Genomic DNA, 15938 nt, shown 5'->3' with positions numbered 1-15938 from the left:
ATCTGGATGGCTAGAACAGGGTACGCTGCCGCATCGCAGCCGATAGCGTACCTTCATCGAGATAATCAAGCTCGCCGCCGACAGGCACGCCATGGGCGAGCCGCGTCACCTTCACATTGGCGTCCTGAAGCAGGTCGGTGATGTAATGCGCCGTGGTCTGGCCGTCCACCGTCGCATTCAGCGCCAGGATGATCTCGTGCACTTCCGGTGCGTGGGCACGCGCGACAAGTGCGTCGATGGTGAGGTCCTGCGGACCGACGCCGTCGAGCGGCGACAATGTCGCGCCGAGCACATGATAACGCCCCTGGGTCGCGTTGGCCCGCTCCAGCGCCCAGAGGTCGGCGACGTCGGCGACGACGACGATGATGGAGGGGTCGCGCTTCGGATCGGTGCAAACGGTGCAGGGATTTTGCGTGTCGATGTTGCCGCAGGTCTTGCATACCTCGACCTTGTCGAGCGCGACCTGCAGGGCGGACGACAGCGGCATCATCAGCGCTTCGCGCTTCTTGATCAGGTGCAGCGCCGCGCGCCGCGCCGAGCGCGGGCCGAGGCCCGGCAGCCGCGCCAGAAGCTGGACCAGCCGCTCGATCTCAGGACCTGCAACCGCGCCCATCTTACTGGCCGAACAGCCCCGGCGGCAGGCCGAGCCCGCCGGTGAGGGCCTGCATCTTCTCCTGCATGGCGGTCTCCGCCTTGCGGCGCGCATCACTGAGCGCGGTGACGAGCAGGTCTTCCAGCACCTCGCGCTCCTCCGGCTTCATCAGCGAGGGATCGATCTTGATGCCCTTCACGTCCATCTTCGCAGTCATGCGCACGGCGACGAGGCCGCCGCCGGAGATGCCCTCGACCTCGACGTTGGCGAGCTGGTCCTGCATCTCCTGCATCTTGGATTGCAGCTGCGCCGCCTGCTTCATCATGCCGAGAAAATCAGCCATGGGTGCGTGTCCTTGGAAACAAAGAATTGGCTCTAGAGATCGTCGTCGCCGTCGGAACCGTCCGGCGGATCGTCACTGCCATAGTCCGCGTTAATATTGGATTCCGGCGTCTCGGGGGCAAGCCTGCGGACCTCGACGACCTTGGCGCCGGGGAAACGCGACAGCACCTCCTGCACGCGCGGATCGGCTTCCGCGGTACGGGCATGCTCCTGCTTGGCCGCCTGGTTCATCGAGCGCAGCGTCGGCTGGCCCTGCTCGTTGGAGACGATCACGGTCCAGCGGCGGCCGGTCCAAAGCTCGAATTTCTTCGCAAGCTCCGAGATCATGGTCTTGGAGGCGTTGGGCTCGAGCGCGACTTCCAGCCGGCCCTCCTCGAAACGGACGAGGCGCATGTCGCCTTCGAGCGCGCCCTTGGTCATGAGGTCGCGCTTCTGCCCGGCGAGCGCGACGAGCTGGGTGAAGCTGGTGATGCGCAGCTGCGGCGCTGCACCTTGCGGATCCGGCACCGGTGCCGCCATCTGCGGCCGGGCCGCGCCGCCGCCGAACGAGGACGGCGAGGATGTCGGCATGCGGACAGGGGCCGCGGAGGCAACCGGCGCGGAAGGCGCGCTGCTGCGCGCCGCACTGCCGCCGCTCACGACCGGCGAGCCGCCGCCGTTCTGCTCCAGCATCCTGATGGCTTCGTCGGGCGTCGGCAGGTCGGCGACATAGGCGATGCGCACCAGAACCATTTCAGCCGCGGCCGCAGGGCGCGTCGCGGCCTGCACCTCGGTGATGCCCTTGAGCAGCATCTGCCACATCCGCGACAGCACGCGCATCGAGATTTTCGAGGCGAAATCCTTCGCGCGGACGCGCTCGGTCTCGCCATAGGCGACGTTGTCGGCGGTGGCCGGCACGATCTTCACGCGGGTGACGAAATTGACGAACTCCGCGAGGTCCGAGAGCACGACGATGGGATCGGCGCCGACATCGTACTGATCGCGGAACTCCTTGAAGGCGCTCGCGATGTCGCCGCGCACCAGCGAATCGAAGAGCTCGATGACGCGGGTGCGGTCGGCGAGGCCCAGCATCTGCCTGACCGCATCGGCCTTCACCTGCCCCGCCGCATGGGCGATCGCCTGGTCGAGCAGCGACAGCGAATCACGCACCGAGCCCTCCGCGGCGCGTGCGATGATACCGAGCGCTTCCGGCTCGATCTCGACGCTTTCCTTGGCCGCGATGTTGGCAAGGTGCTTCATCAGCACGTCGGCCTCGACGCGGCGCAGGTCAAAACGCTGGCAGCGCGACAGCACGGTGACCGGAACCTTGCGGATCTCGGTGGTCGCGAACACGAATTTGGCGTGCTCCGGCGGCTCCTCCAGCGTCTTCAGGAAGGCGTTGAACGCCGCCGTCGACAGCATGTGGACTTCGTCGATGATGTAGACCTTGTAGCGGGCGCTGGCGGGGGCATAGCGCACGCTGTCATTGATCTGGCGGACATCGTCGACGCCGGTATGGGAGGCGGCGTCCATCTCCAGCACGTCCATGTGCCGGCTTTCCATGATCGCCTGGCAATGCACGCCCAGCGTCGGCATGTGGATGGTCGGCCCCTTCACCGAGCCGTCCGGCATCTCGTAGTTGAGCGCACGGGCCAGGATGCGCGCGGTGGTGGTCTTGCCGACGCCGCGGACGCCGGTGAGGATCCAGGCCTGCGGAATGCGCCCGGTCTCGAACGCATTGGAGACGGTGCGGACCACGGCCTCCTGGCCGATTAGATCATCGAAGCTGGAAGGGCGGTATTTGCGCGCCAGAACCCGGTAAGGCGCGTTGCCAGCCGGGCCGGCGCTGTCAGGATTGGGAGGGGCGCCAGCGTCGGTCATCGGTCGATCCGCAATGAAATCTCTCTCGGCCGGCTTTTGCGGAAAGGAGCGCGCTGGCGGGGAGCCCGCCGGCGCAATTCGCTCGGAAAAACAGGTAGGAGACTGACGAGCGACCCGATCCGGACCTCGTTAGGGCTGCTTCCTTCCGGACCTGACCCGGTTGGCGAGTGGCTCGTCCACCGCCAATCTCCCGGTCCCTATTTGGGGCCAAAGGAGCCGGAAAGCAAGCGGGTATCGGCTCGCACGGTTTGAGTTTGCCCAGCATCCGGGCAATTCCCGGCCTCCCCAGCCGATAGGCTGTGCTTTCGCCGCACGGACCACCTTGCTAAGAACGCCTGCCGGAACTTCCAATCAACCAGAAAAGCGATTGATCCCAATGGTTACACGTCGTGATGTTGCATCGATTGTCGGACTCGGTGCGGTGACCGCGGCCGCGCTGGCCGCTCCGGCCGTGGCCCAGACCGCCGATCCGAACGAATCGACCTTCGCCCGCATCCGCCGGACCAAGAAGATGCGGATCGGCGCCGTCGGCGGCGGGGCGCCCTATTACATGAAGGACCTGTCCAGCGGCCAGTGGAAGGGCTTCTACATCGACATCGCCAAGGGGCTGGCCGACGACATGGAGGCCGAGCTCGAGATCACCGAGACCACCTGGGGCAATTCGGTGCTCGACCTGCAGGCCAACAAGATCGACATCTTCTTCGGCCTCAACCCGACCCCGAAGCGCGCGCTGGTGATCGACTTCTCGGTGCCGGTCTTCAACAACGCCTTCGCCATCCTTTGCAAGAAAGACTTCAAGCCGAAGAGCTGGGCCGAGCTGAACTCGCCCGACATCAAGATCGCGGTCGACCAGGGCTCCTCGCATGACCAGGTCGTCAGCCGCCTGACGCCGAAGGCGCAGATCACGCGGCTGAAGACCGCCGACGATGCCACCGCCGCGTTGCAGACCGGCCGCGTCGACGCGCAGTGCCTGATCACCATGCTGTCGCTGACCGTGCTGAAGAAGAATCCCTCGCTCGGCCAGCTCGTGCTGCCGACGCCAATCTTCGCCACCACGTCGAATGCCGGTTTCCGCCGCGAGGCCGACAAGACCTGGCGCGATTACGTCAACACCTGGATCGACTTCAACAAGGGCCTCGGCTTCATCCGCAACGCGATCATCACGAATATGGAGCTGGTGGGCGTGACCGAGGCGGACATTCCGCCGGGCGTGTCGTTGTAGGTTTCCACCGTCATTCCGGGGCGCCCGAAGGGCGAACCCGGAATCTCGAGGTTCCGGGTTCGATGCTTCGCATCGCCCCGGAACGACGGTGCAAAATGGCACCCACGACGAGTAATCGCACGCATGTATCAGTGGGACTTCGGCATCCTCTGGAGCTATCGCTGGCTCTTTCTCAACGGGCTCGGCGTCACGGTCGGCTTCACCGTGGTCATCGTCCTGTGCGGGCTGCTGTTCGGCCTGCTCGGGGCCTTCGGCAGCCTGTCGCGCTTCAGGGCGCTGCGCCTCACCGCCCTCGCCTTCATCGAGGCGTTCCGCTGCACGCCGATCCTGGTGCAGCTGATCTGGTTCTACTACGCGCTGCCGATCCTCGCCGGCGTCGAGATGACGCCGATCACGGCCTCGGCGCTGGCGCTCTCGCTCTATGGCGGCTCGTTCTATTCGGAGATCATCCGCGGCGGCATCGTGTCGATCGACCGCGGCCAGTCCGAGGCCGGCGCCGCGCTCGGCATGACGCCCGGCCAGACCATGCGGCGCATCGTGCTGCCGCAGGCGATCAAGCGCATGATCCCGGCGCTGATGAACCAGTCGATCATTCAGTTCAAGAACACTTCGCTGGTCTCGGTGCTGGCGGTGCCTGATCTGGTCTATCAGAGCCAGGTCGCCGCCCATGACAGCTACCGGCCGCTGGAGACCTACACCGCGGTCGCGGTCGCCTATGCGGCGATCCTGATTCCGCTCACCATCATCGTCCGGCGCGGCGAGAAGCGACTGGCGGTGAGCGAATGAGCGAGACGTCAAAGAACACTTCGAAAATCGAGATCCGCAGCCTTCGCAAGAGCTTCGGCAGCAACGAGGTCCTGAAGAACATCAATCTCGACGTCGCCAAGGGCGGCGTCGTTGCGCTGATCGGGCCGTCGGGCTCGGGCAAGTCGACGCTGCTCCGCTGCATCAACCTGCTGGTCGTGCCCGACGGCGGCAGCGTCCGCGTCGGCGACACCCGCTTTGCATTCGGCGACGGCGCCAAGCTGCCCGACGTGACGACGCTGGCAAGATTCCGCGCCACCACCGGCATGGTGTTCCAGCACTTCAACCTGTTCCCGCACATGACGACGCTGCAGAACGTGATGGAGGGACCGGTCACGGTGCGGCGTATGGCCAAGGCGGACGCCGAGACGCTCGCGCGCGCACAGCTTGCCAAGGTCGGCCTGGCCGAGAAGGCCGACCAATATCCGGCGACGCTCTCCGGCGGACAGAAGCAGCGCGTTGCGATCGCACGGGCGCTGGCGATGGAACCTGATGTCATGCTGTTCGACGAGGCGACCTCGGCGCTCGACCCTGAATTGGTCGGCGAGGTGCTGAGCGTGATCCAGCAACTGGCGTCCGAAGGCATGACCATGGTGATCGTGACCCACGAAATTGCGTTTGCCCGCGAGGTCGCCGACCGCCTCATCTTCATGCGCGACGGCATCGTGATCGAGGAAGGCCCGGCGCGGCAGGTGATCGACAACCCAAGGGAAGCCGCCACGCGCGCCTTCCTCAGCCATTTCCATCGCACCGGCGCTTTGCCGCCGGCAAATGCAGTATCGTGATGTCCGAAATCAATCGCGTCTATCTCGTCACCGGTGCCGCCAGCGGAATCGGCCGCGCCACCGCAAAACTGCTCGCGGCACCCGGCATCGGGCTCGTGCTGCACACCCGATCGAACGAGGACGGACTTAAGGCGACCAAAGCGGATGCCGAAGCACGTGGTGCGGCCGTTGCAACATGCCTCGGCGATCTCGCCAACGAAGTCGCCGTGACGCTTGCGTGCGCGACGGCGCACCTCGATTTCGGTCGGCTTGACGGATTGATCCTGATTGGAGGCCACGCCCGTCGCGGCAGCGCGATCGGCACGCCGGCCGATCAATTCATGCAGGCGATGGACGAATCCGCTCTCGCCTTCACGCGTTTCGTGAAGCTTGCGCTTCCGCAACTCCGTGCTGGGCGCGATGCGCGCATCGTCGCCGTGTCTTCCTTCGTCGCGCACGCGATCCGGCCCGAATTCGCGCCGTTCGCTGCGACGGCCGCGAGCCGTTCCGCGCTTGAAGCCTTGGTGCGGCTGACCGCGATCGAGCTCGCGAAGGACGGCATCACCGTCAATGCGGTTTCACCCGGCCTCATCGTCAAGGACAAGCCGAGCGAGAGCCGTCTTTCACCCGAGCAGATTGCCGCAACCGAAGCGCTGATCCCGATGCGCCGCCGCGGGCGGCCCGAGGAGGTCGCCGAGATCATCGCCTTCCTGGCATCTCCAAAAGCGTCCTACGTCACCGGCCAGGTCTGGCACGTCAATGGAGGCCTGACATGACCGAAGCGACCGTCGAACGTCTCAGGCTGTTCCTGATCGAGAGCCCGATCAAGATGGCGCGCCTGCAGGGCGTCGGCAACGTCAAGGGCACCGTGAAGCGTGTGCTGATCGAGCTCACCGCGAGCGACGGCGTGATCGGCTGGGGCGAGGCGGCGCCGTGGGAGGTGTTCACGGGAACGCCGGAAGCCGCGTTCGCTGCGCTCGACATTTACTTGCGGCCGATCGTGCTCGGCAAGCCGGTGCGCCGCATCCGCGCGCTGATGGCCGAGCTCGACCGCGCGCTGGTCGGTCACGCCGAAGCCAAGGTTGGAATCGAGATGGCGCTGCTCGACATCGTCGGCAAATCGTCGGGACTTTCGGTCGCCGACCTGCTCGGCGGCCGCGTGCGCGACACCATCCCCCTCTCCTTCTCGATCGCCGATCCGGATTTCGCCGCCGACCTCGAACGCATGCGCAAGATGGTCCCCGAGGGCAACGTCATCTACAAGGTCAAGACCGGCGTGAAGCCGCATCGCGAAGACCTCGATCACCTCGATGCGATTCGCAAAGAATTCGGCGACAAGGTCGACCTGCGCGTCGACTACAACCAGGCGCTGGCGCCGTTCGGCGCGATCAAGATCCTGCGCGATGTCGAACAGTTCGCGCCGACCTTCATCGAGCAGCCGGTGCCGCGCAAATATCTCGACGTGATGGCGCAGCTCACCGCGGCGCTGGAGACGCCCGTGCTGGCCGACGAGAGCTGCTTCGACCGCCGCGACATGATGGAGGTGGTGCGGCGCGAAGCGGCCGACGCCGTCTCGGTCAAGCTGATGAAGGCCGGCGGCCTGTTCGAGGCGCAGGCGATCATGGCGATTGCCGACATCGCCGGCCTGCCCGGCTATGGCGGCACGCTGTGGGAGGGCGGCATCGGGCTCGCCGCCGGCACGCAGCTGATCGCGGCCACACCGGGCATCTCGCTCGGCTGCGAATTCTACATGCCGCATCACGTGCTGACCGAGGACGTGCTGGAGGAGCGCGTTGCCAACCGCGCCGGCCATGTCGTGGTGCCCGACGGCCCCGGCCTCGGCATTCGCGTGAGCGAAGCCTCGATCCGCGGCAATGCAAGGGTGATCGCGGAGGCGTAGGTCACAATCTCGCTGTCGTCCCGGGCAAGCGTCAGCGCTGACCCGGGACCCATAACCACAGGGTTGAGTTGCGGCGCAAGCCGGCAACCACGAGTCTTCGTCAAACCACGCCCTGTGGCTATGGGTCCCGGATCGGCGCGCGCTTTGGGCGCGCTTGTCCGGGACGACGAGCGTGTATGCAGTTGCCAACCTTCCCCTCGCTAACGCCCTATCGTATGGTCGCATTAGACAAGCCCGTTCCCATCGGGCCATCCGGAAACACCTATGCCCGAACCCGCCTGGTCGCTGCACTCCCGCTTGAAAGAGGACACCATCGATATCGGCGATCTGCCGCTGTCGAAGGTGCTGGTCATCAAGGACGCGCATTATCCCTGGCTGCTGCTGGTGCCGCGGCGCGCCGATACGGTCGAGATCATCGATCTCGACGAGGTGCAGCAGGCGCAGCTGATGACGGAGATCTCCCGCGTCTCGCGTGCGCTCAAGGAGATCACCAAATGCGACAAGCTCAACATTGCCGCGCTCGGCAATCTCGTGCCGCAGCTGCACGTCCATATCATCGCGCGCCGAACCAGTGACGCGGCCTGGCCGCGGCCGGTGTGGGGCGTGATGCCGCCTCTGGCACACGATGCCGCAGAGGTGCAGAACTTCATCAGCGCGCTTCGCCGAAAAATCTGGTTGGGTTGAAAGAACAACAATGTCAGCATTCGACGCATTTCCGCTGGGGCAGCCGGCCTTCGTCAGCAACATTCTCGACCGCGCCGCGCATCTGCGCCGCGACGACGAAAAACTGTTCGCGCTGGAGCAGAAGCCGTCATCGCGCGCCTATGTGGTCTATCGCGACTCGCTGCTGGTGAAGCGCGAGGATGACAAGGTGCGCGCGCTGCTCGGGGTCGACGAGGCGCTGAAATGCGGCGCCAATCCCGGCACGATCTTCCTCGGCCTGCGCGATGGCGCCGCCATGTTCGGCATGGGCCTGTCGCAGGCCGCTGCCGAGAAGCTGGTCGGCCGCGAGGACTATACCGTGACCGAGCTGCGCGGCATGGCGATGCAGGGCGCGCTTCCGCCACAGGAGCTGTCGGCGATCGCGATGGCAAAGTCGATGGTGAGCTGGCATCAGCGCCACGGCTATTGTGCCAATTGCGGCACGCGGACCGCGATGAAGGAAGGCGGCTGGAAACGCGACTGCCCGGCCTGCAAGGCCGAGCATTTTCCGCGGACCGACCCGGTCGTGATCATGCTGGTTGCCTCCGGCGACAAATGCCTGCTCGGCCGCCAGAAGCATTTTCCGCCCGGCATGTATTCCTGCCTCGCCGGCTTCGTCGAGGCCGCCGAGACCATCGAGGACGCGGTGTGCCGCGAGATCCTCGAAGAGTCCGGCATCAGCTGCACCGACGTGCAGTATTACATGACCCAGCCCTGGCCCTATCCGTCGTCGCTGATGATCGGCTGCAGCGCGCGGGCGCTGAACGAGGACGTCGTGGTCGATCACTCCGAGCTGGAGGATGCGCGCTGGTTCACGCGCGAGGAGGCCGCAAAGATGCTGACGCGGACGCATCCGGACGGGCTCGCCGGCCCGCATCCCTTCGCCATCGCCCACCATCTGCTCGGCCGTTGGGTGCACGACAAGAGCAGCGCCTGAGCCGAGGCCATCGATGGCCGGGATTGCGCCGCGTCTCCTCTGCATCGGCATGCCGGTGCGCGACCTCATCCTGCGCGTCGAGGCCCTGCCCGAACGCGGCAGCAAGGCGAACGCCAGCCATCTCGCCGAGATTTGCGGCGGCAACGCGCTCAATGCCGCGATCGCCATCGCGCGGCTCGGCGGCCGCGTCGCGTTCGCTGGGCCGATGGGCGATGCACGGGAGACCTCGAGCGGCTTCATTCTCGCGCAGATGGTGCAGGAGGGCATCGACGTCGCGCACATCGTGCGCATGCCGGGCCTGGCGACGCCGGTCTCGGCGATCATGATCGAGCCCTCCGGCGAGCGGACACTCACCATCTATCGCGATCCCGGCCTGTGGCGCGTGGAGCTGCCGGACGCCGACGCGCTGCTCGCCGATTGTCAGGCGGTGCTCGTCGAAAGCCGCTGCGCGGCGTTCGCAACGTCCCTTTGCACCGAGGCACGCCGGCGCGGCATTCCCGTCATCGTCGGCGTCGATCGCGCGATGGCGTTGCAGGATGGCCTGCTCGCGGCCGCCTCGCATCTGCTGTTCGCCAGCGCGCAGCTGCAGGAGACGACAGGCATAGCCGACGACGGCGCGGCGCTGAGGCGTCTCGCCAAGCTGACGCCGGCCTTCCTCGCGGCCACTCGCGGACCGCATGGCACGATCTGGCTGAACGAAATGGGCCAGTTGGAGGAAGCACCGGCCTTCCCGGTCCGGGCGGTCGATACGCTTGGCGCCGGCGACGTCTTCCATGGCGCCTTCACGCTCCGGCTCGCCGAGGGCGAGGGGGCGCGGGAGGCGCTCCGATTCGCCGCGGCCGCCGCAGCGCTGAAATGCACCCACCATGGCGGCGGCCTCGCCGCCCCGCAACGCATTGAAGTTGAAGAGCTTTTACGCGGGTATCCCTAGAGCAATTCCACTGCTGCGCGCAGATTATGGGCTTGCTGTGGAAGGATTTTCTCTATATCAGGGAAATCGACCCTTGAAATGGAACAAAGTTCTTCAAATGACTGATGTCGCCGTCCAGATCCCCGAGACCAGCCGCCGCCTCGATGCCATCGACCGCAAGATTCTGATGGTCCTCCAGGAAGATGCCTCCCTCTCCGTCGCCGAGATCGGCGACCGCGTCGGCCTGTCCTCGACCCCCTGCTGGAAGCGCATCCAGCGGCTGGAGGCCGACGGCGTGATCATCAAGCGCGTGGCGCTCGTCGACCAGAACAAGATCGGGCTCGGCATCTCCGTGTTCGTCTCGGTCGAGAGTTCCGATCATTCGGATGCCTGGCTGAAGCGGTTCGCCGAGGCCGTCAGCGCCATGCCGGAGGTGATGGAGTTCTATCGCATGGCCGGCGACGTCGATTACATGCTGCGCGTCGTGGTCGCGGACATGCAGGCCTATGACGTGTTCTACAAGAAGCTGATCAGCGCCGTGCCGCTGAAGAACGTCACCTCGCGCTTCGCGATGGAGAAGATCAAGTCGGTCACCGCACTGCCGATCCCGGCGGTGGTGGCAGCCTGACGCCCGATCGTTACCTTGACGCGTTTTCTTCACGCGAGCCGGTATCCACTTCGCTCAAAAACGCTTCAAGCCGGCTGGAACACCGGCAGCGTGACATTGACGCGCGTGCCTCCGCCCGGAGCCGCGCCGATTTCGACGGTCCCGCCATGGGCCTCGACCAGATTGCGGACCACGGCGAGGCCGAGGCCGGCGCCACCGGTCGCGCGATTGCGCGACCTCTCCAGCCGGTGGAACGGCTCCAGCACGGTCTGACGCTGATCTGAAGGAATGCCCGGCCCCTCGTCGTCGATCGACACGACGATGGCGCCGTCCTTCACGGCCGCGCACACATGCGCGGCATGGCCATAGGCGAGTGCGTTGTCGAGGATGTTGGCGAAGACCCGCCGCAGGGCGAGGCGGTCGCCGAGGACGACGGCGTTGCGCGCACGCTCGTCCGCGACCAGATCGACCGCCGCGCCCTGACGGCGGTCGTGAATATCGACAGCCAGCAGCGCGGCCAGCTCGACCATCTCCTGCGACAGTCCGCCGGCGCCCGCCCGCGTCGACAGCAACGCATCGTCGAGCAGCCGGATCATGTCGTCGATATCGGCAACCGCCCGTCGCCGCTCGGCATCATCGGGGATGTGCTCGACCCGCAGCCGCAGCCGTGTCGCAAACGTCCTGACATCATGGGCGATGCCACCAACCAGCGTCATGCGCGCGCGCAGCATCTCGGCAAGCCGGCCCTGGAGGCGGTTGAACGCGGCGATGACGGCGCGGATCTCCGGCGCGCTGCGCCGCGCATCCGGCAGCGGCGGCGGATCGGCGGACAGATCGACACGATCGACGGCAGCGGCGAGCTGCGCCAACGGCCGGGTCTCGCGCTGCATGACCAGAAGCGCGAGCAGCGCCACGATCGAGCCGAACAGGCCCGCGCCGAAACCCACGGGCAGCCCGAACTGGGTCACCGGCAGGCGGGTATAGGCGTCGATGACGAGCAGATCGCCGCTGCGCAGGCCAATGCGGAATTCGATCGCATTGGCCATCAGCCGCGCGAGCCGAGGAAACAATCGACTGGCGCGGTGATCGGGCGGCGACACAATCTCCACGGGGCGGCCCGCAAGACCGGCCGCATAGATCTCGCGCAATTGTCGCTGCGGCTCCGGCGTCTCGCCGTCGACCGGTGCCCCCGACGACACGATCCGCGCCATGAATTGCGGCGACGACACTGCGTCGAGGACGGCCTGCCGTGCGTCGCCGACCGTGCCCTCGAGCAACGTTGCAAGCGCATCGAGGCGCGCAGGCGATGGCCGCGTGAGCTCGTTCTCCTGCAGCGTCGTACGGTAGAAGATCCCCACGAGCACGGTAACCACCACGATGAAGCCGACCAGTCCGATCAGCGCCAGGCGCGCGGCGAGCGTCACGCGCAGCATCACGACACCTGCTTGACGGTCGCGGTGAACAGATAGCCGCCGTTGCGCACCGTGGTGATCAGGTTGGAGCCTGGGCTGGCGCCGTCGAGCTTCTTGCGCAGCCGCGAGATCAGCATGTCCACGGTGCGATCGAACGGCTCGGCCGAGCGGCCACGCGTCCAGTCGAGGATCTGGTCACGCGTCAGCACCCGGCGCGGGCGCTGCACGAAGCAGCCGAGCAGGTCGAACTCGGCGCCGGTCAATTGCAGCGCCGGCGTCTCGGCCTCGACTGCCTCGACAGTGCGTGAATCCAGATCGATGACAAAGCGATCGAATGCGAAGCGCCGGACCAGCGGCTTCGCCGGCGCCCCGTTGGCGCGGCGCAGGATGGCGCGAACGCGCGCAAGGAGCTCACGCGGCCCGAACGGTTTTGTCAGATAATCGTCGGCGCCCATCTCGAGACCGACCACGCGATCGATCTCGTCGCTCTTGGCGGTGAGCATCAGGATCGGGAGGGTGTCGTCGGCGCGCAAGCGACGGCAGATCGAAAGCCCGTCCTCGCCCGGCAGCATCAAATCGAGGATGACGAGGTCGGGCCGCAGGCGCTGGAGCATGGAATCCATCGCCTTGCCGTCGGCGACGCAGGCGACCTCGAACCCCTCGCGCCGCATGAAGTCGGCAACGAGGCGGCTGATCTCGGGATCGTCCTCCACCATGAGAATTGTGGCCGAATGCGCGTTCATCGCCGCATTGTGGACGACCGCGCGCGCCGCGCAAGGGCAGCGGCGCCGTTGTTACATAGTGTTACACGAGGCCGACAAAGCCATAACATTCGTTTCGTCCCGGCAATGCGACGCAGACGCCGCGGCCCCAGTCTCCTCCGCATGGCTCCCGCTCACGGCAGCCCCCAGAAGGAGACGACAAGCATGACCAAGTTCTTCCTCACCTCCCTCGTCATCGGCGCCCTGTCGGTTGCCGCGGCGGCCGACGCCAATGCCTGGACGCGCTCGGCGACGGCGAGCGGGCCGCGCGGCACCTCGAGCGTCACCGCGACGGGAAGCTGCGCCAACGGAAGCTGCACGCGCAGCGTGACCCGCACCGGTCCCGCGGGGAACACCTACACCCGCACCGGCACGGTCTCGCGCTGACGCCGCGCCGCCGTCGCCGCGTCAGCCCCGCGCGGCGACGGCCGATCTCGTCGAATCAGAAAGGATCAGCACCGTGTCATCGATTTTCCGTTTCCTGCCGCAAGCTGCAGCCATCGTGGCCCTCGGCGCTTCGACGTCCGCGTTCGCCCAGAGCCAGTTGCAAACGCAGATCACCCCGCAGATGCGCAGCGAAGCACGAGCGGTCATGCAGGCCTGCCGCACCGACTATCGCCGCCTTTGCAGCGACGTCGCACCGGGCGGCGGACGCATTCTCGCCTGCCTGCAATCTCACGCCGGCCAGCTCACCCCGACCTGCGCGCAGACGCTGCCTCGCACGCAGGCGGCGGGGGACGGCGCCGTAACGAAATAGGAGGATGCCGTGGGCTACGTCTCACTTCTGCTCGATCCGACGCTCAGGCGCGTGATCCTGGCGACGGCGATCTGCCTGATGCTGCTCGAATACGGCATCGGCCGGCTTGCCAATCGCGACACCCACGACTGGCGCGAGAGCGCTGCATCGTTCGGCGTGGCCCTCGGACAGAACCTGCTGCGCGCGATCGAGGCCGGCCTCCTCGCGGTGCCGTTCGCGTTCCTGTACGAGCATCGCCTGTTCGACTTCGCGCAGACCGCTCCGCTTGCGCTCGCGGGATTATTCCTGGGCAGCGAATTCCTGTACTACTGGCAGCATCGCGCCTCGCATCGCATCCGCTGGATGTGGGCGACGCATGCCGTGCATCACTCGACGACGCGGCTGAACCTGACCGCGGCGATCCGGCTCGGCTGGACCGGCAACATCTCGGGCAATTTCCTGTTCTTCCTGCCGCTTGCGCTGATCGGCTTCCACCCGTTCGCGATCGTCGCGATGCTCGGGATCAACCTGTCCTATCAGTTCTTCATCCACAGCAACTTCGCGCCGAAGCTCGGCGTGCTCGAATGGGTGCTCAACACCCCGAGCCATCATCGCGTGCATCACGCCTGCAACGAGGCCTGCCTCGACAAGAACTATGGCGGCATCCTGATCGTGTTCGACCGCCTGTTCGGGACCTTTGCCGAACGGCCCTCCGACCAACCTCTCCGCTTTGGCCTCGTTGGCGGCGCGCAATCCTTCAACCCGATCCGGATCGCGCTCGGCGAATGGATCGCGATGCTGGGCGACGCCTGGAAGGCACAGGGTGCGGGCGCGAAGCTCCGTACCCTGTTCGGCCCGCCCGGAGGCTGAGCGCGTTAGCGCTCATATCTTCTGGTTGTACTCGCCGACTTCGGGATGCGTGCGCAGCACGCTGTTCACCATCTCGAACATGTCGTGCATACGCTGCTCGGAGACCGGACTCTCGACCACGACGACGAGCTCGGGCTTGTTGGAGGAGGCGCGCACCAGGCCCCAGCTGCCGTCTTCGACGGTGACGCGCACGCCATTGACGGTGACGAGATCGCGGATCGCCTGATCGCCAATCTTGGCGCCCTTGGCCTGCAAGCCCTCGAAATGCTTCACCACCTTGTCGATGACGCCGTATTTGACCTCGTCGGCGCAGTGCGGCGACATCGTCGGCGACGACCAGGTTTTCGGCAGCGCGTTCTTCAGGTCGGCCATCGACTTGCCGGGCGCGCGATCGAGCATGTCGCAGATCGCGATCGCCGAGACCAGACCGTCGTCATAGCCGCGGCCGAACGGCTTGTTGAAGAAGAAGTGGCCGGACTTCTCGAACCCCGCCAGCGCGCCCATCTCGTTGGTGCGGCGCTTCATGTAGGAATGGCCGGTCTTCCAATAGGCGGTCTTGGCGCCCTGCTTCTGCAGCACGGGATCGGTGACGAACAGGCCGGTCGACTTCACGTCGACGACGAACTGCGCGTCCTTGTGGATCGCCGACATGTCGCGCGCCAGCATGACGCCGACCTTGTCGGCAAAGATCTCCTCGCCGGTGTTGTCGACGACGCCGCAGCGGTCGCCGTCACCGTCGAAGCCGAGGCCGACATCGGCCTTGTGATGCAGCACCGCGTCGCGGATCGCGTGCAGCATCTCCATGTCCTCGGGGTTCGGATTGTATTTCGGGAAGGTGTGGTCGAGCTCGGTGTCGAGCGGGATCACCTCGCAGCCGATCGCTTCCAGCACTTGCGGCGCGAAGGCGCCGGCGGTGCCGTTGCCGCAGGCCGCGACGACCTTGAGCTTGCGCTTGAGCTTCGGACGATTGGTGAGGTCGGCGATGTAGCGCGCCGGGTAATTCTCGTGGAACTGGTAGGAGCCGCCGGCTTTGTTCTTGAACTCTGCGTTGAGCACGATCTCCTTCAGCCGCGTCATCTCGTCGGGGCCGAAGGTCAACGGACGGTTGGCGCCCATCTTCACGCCGGTCCAGCCATTGTCGTTGTGCGAGGCCGTAACCATGGCGACGCAGGGCACGTCGAGATCGAACTGCGCGAAATAGGCCATCGGCGTCACCGCAAGGCCGATGTCGTGCACCTTGCACCCCGCTGCCATCAGGCCGGTGATCAGCGCATATTTGATCGAGGCCGAATAGCCGCGGAAATCGTGGCCGGTGACGATCTCCTGGCGGACGCCGAGCTCAGCGATCAGCGCGCCCAGCCCCATGCCGAGCGCCTGCACACCCATCAGGTTGATTTCCTTCTGGAACAACCAGCGCGCGTCGTATTCGCGAAAGCCCGTCGGCTTCACCATCGGCTCGGATTCGAAGGCGTAGGTGTTTGGCAACAATACGGATTTCGGCTTCGGGAACATTGAGACG

Annotated in this window: 18 protein-coding genes and 1 other RNA gene; 12 read left to right on the top strand and 7 right to left on the bottom strand. The window is 66.0% G+C overall.

The genetic code is table 11. The annotated features are described in order from the left end of the window. Positions 1-10 precede the first annotated feature (10 nt). From recR to ffs, 4 genes are all read right to left on the bottom strand, one after another. The gene (gene recR, locus JQ566_RS28665) at positions 11-613 is read right to left on the bottom strand and encodes a recombination mediator RecR (protein ID WP_212378650.1); all 603 of its coding nucleotides are present in this window, start codon (positions 611-613) and stop codon (positions 11-13) included. Between the two features lies 1 nt (position 614). Further along, on the bottom strand, positions 615-935 hold the full coding sequence (locus JQ566_RS28660; RefSeq protein WP_212378648.1) for a YbaB/EbfC family nucleoid-associated protein: 321 nt from the start codon (positions 933-935) through the stop codon (positions 615-617). Positions 936-967: 32 nt separating this feature from the next. Further along, positions 968-2794: a DNA polymerase III subunit gamma/tau gene (locus JQ566_RS28655; protein WP_212378646.1), complete on the bottom strand. Its 1827-nt coding sequence runs from the start codon at positions 2792-2794 to the stop codon at positions 968-970. A gap of 94 nt (positions 2795-2888) precedes the next feature. Further along, positions 2889-2985: signal recognition particle sRNA small type (gene ffs, locus JQ566_RS28650), an RNA gene on the bottom strand. A gap of 185 nt (positions 2986-3170) precedes the next feature. Here ffs and JQ566_RS28645 point away from each other — a divergent pair. The 9 genes from JQ566_RS28645 (at position 3171) to JQ566_RS28605 (ending at position 10661) form a co-directional block, all read left to right on the top strand. Next, positions 3171-4016 carry a transporter substrate-binding domain-containing protein gene (locus tag JQ566_RS28645; protein ID WP_212378644.1) on the top strand — a complete coding sequence of 282 codons (846 nt, stop codon included), beginning with the start codon at positions 3171-3173 and terminating at the stop codon, positions 4014-4016. A 123-nt stretch (positions 4017-4139) separates the two neighbouring features. Then, on the top strand, positions 4140-4802 hold the full coding sequence (locus JQ566_RS28640; protein ID WP_212378642.1) for an amino acid ABC transporter permease: 663 nt from the start codon (positions 4140-4142) through the stop codon (positions 4800-4802). Beyond that, on the top strand, positions 4799-5605 hold the full coding sequence (locus JQ566_RS28635; protein ID WP_212378640.1) for an amino acid ABC transporter ATP-binding protein: 807 nt from the start codon (positions 4799-4801) through the stop codon (positions 5603-5605). The genes JQ566_RS28640 and JQ566_RS28635 overlap by 4 nt, the downstream gene beginning before the upstream one ends. Then, positions 5605-6360 carry an SDR family NAD(P)-dependent oxidoreductase gene (locus tag JQ566_RS28630; protein WP_212378638.1) on the top strand — a complete coding sequence of 252 codons (756 nt, stop codon included), beginning with the start codon at positions 5605-5607 and terminating at the stop codon, positions 6358-6360. Before JQ566_RS28635 ends, JQ566_RS28630 begins: the two co-directional genes overlap by 1 nt. Next, the gene (locus JQ566_RS28625) at positions 6357-7484 is read left to right on the top strand and encodes a muconate cycloisomerase family protein (protein ID WP_212378636.1); all 1128 of its coding nucleotides are present in this window, start codon (positions 6357-6359) and stop codon (positions 7482-7484) included. Before JQ566_RS28630 ends, JQ566_RS28625 begins: the two co-directional genes overlap by 4 nt. 264 nt (positions 7485-7748) lie before the next feature. Continuing rightward, positions 7749-8168: an HIT domain-containing protein gene (locus tag JQ566_RS28620; protein ID WP_036041788.1), complete on the top strand. Its 420-nt coding sequence runs from the start codon at positions 7749-7751 to the stop codon at positions 8166-8168. A gap of 10 nt (positions 8169-8178) precedes the next feature. Continuing rightward, entirely contained in the window at positions 8179-9123 is a 945-nt protein-coding gene (nudC, locus tag JQ566_RS28615; protein ID WP_212378634.1) for an NAD(+) diphosphatase, read from the top strand. 13 nt (positions 9124-9136) lie between these two features. Further along, positions 9137-10054, top strand: a complete 918-nt coding sequence (locus JQ566_RS28610; RefSeq protein ID WP_212378633.1) for a PfkB family carbohydrate kinase — start codon at positions 9137-9139, stop codon at positions 10052-10054. Between the two features lie 97 nt (positions 10055-10151). Then, the gene (locus tag JQ566_RS28605) at positions 10152-10661 is read left to right on the top strand and encodes an Lrp/AsnC family transcriptional regulator (RefSeq protein WP_025032510.1); all 510 of its coding nucleotides are present in this window, start codon (positions 10152-10154) and stop codon (positions 10659-10661) included. Positions 10662-10726: 65 nt separating this feature from the next. Here JQ566_RS28605 and JQ566_RS28600 read toward each other — a convergent pair whose 3' ends face one another. Next, the gene (locus JQ566_RS28600) at positions 10727-12073 is read right to left on the bottom strand and encodes a sensor histidine kinase (protein WP_212378631.1); all 1347 of its coding nucleotides are present in this window, start codon (positions 12071-12073) and stop codon (positions 10727-10729) included. Next, the gene (locus tag JQ566_RS28595) at positions 12073-12795 is read right to left on the bottom strand and encodes a response regulator (protein ID WP_212378629.1); all 723 of its coding nucleotides are present in this window, start codon (positions 12793-12795) and stop codon (positions 12073-12075) included. The genes JQ566_RS28600 and JQ566_RS28595 overlap by 1 nt, the downstream gene beginning before the upstream one ends. Before the next feature lie 183 nt (positions 12796-12978). On the opposite strand from JQ566_RS28595, the gene JQ566_RS28590 reads away from it, so the two are divergent. The 3 genes from JQ566_RS28590 to JQ566_RS28580 all read left to right on the top strand — a co-directional run bounded on the left by JQ566_RS28590 (position 12979) and on the right by JQ566_RS28580 (position 14419). Further along, positions 12979-13200 carry a hypothetical protein gene (locus tag JQ566_RS28590; protein WP_212378627.1) on the top strand — a complete coding sequence of 74 codons (222 nt, stop codon included), beginning with the start codon at positions 12979-12981 and terminating at the stop codon, positions 13198-13200. Positions 13201-13273: 73 nt separating this feature from the next. Next, positions 13274-13570, top strand: a complete 297-nt coding sequence (locus JQ566_RS28585) for a cysteine rich repeat-containing protein (RefSeq protein WP_349643362.1) — start codon at positions 13274-13276, stop codon at positions 13568-13570. Between the two features lie 9 nt (positions 13571-13579). Further along, positions 13580-14419: a sterol desaturase family protein gene (locus tag JQ566_RS28580; protein ID WP_212378625.1), complete on the top strand. Its 840-nt coding sequence runs from the start codon at positions 13580-13582 to the stop codon at positions 14417-14419. A gap of 12 nt (positions 14420-14431) precedes the next feature. Here the strand turns inward: JQ566_RS28580 and JQ566_RS28575 are convergent, their stop codons facing one another. Then, positions 14432-15931, bottom strand: coding sequence for a phosphomannomutase/phosphoglucomutase (locus JQ566_RS28575; RefSeq protein WP_212378623.1), 1500 nt, complete (start codon positions 15929-15931; stop codon positions 14432-14434). Between the last annotated feature and the right edge of the window lie 7 nt (positions 15932-15938).

The sequence above is a fragment of the Bradyrhizobium sp. SZCCT0231 genome, from assembly GCF_018130245.1.
In the GTDB taxonomy this organism is placed as follows: Bacteria; Pseudomonadota; Alphaproteobacteria; order Rhizobiales; family Xanthobacteraceae; genus Bradyrhizobium; species Bradyrhizobium japonicum_F.
This window is presented reverse-complemented; position numbering and strand designations above follow the sequence as displayed.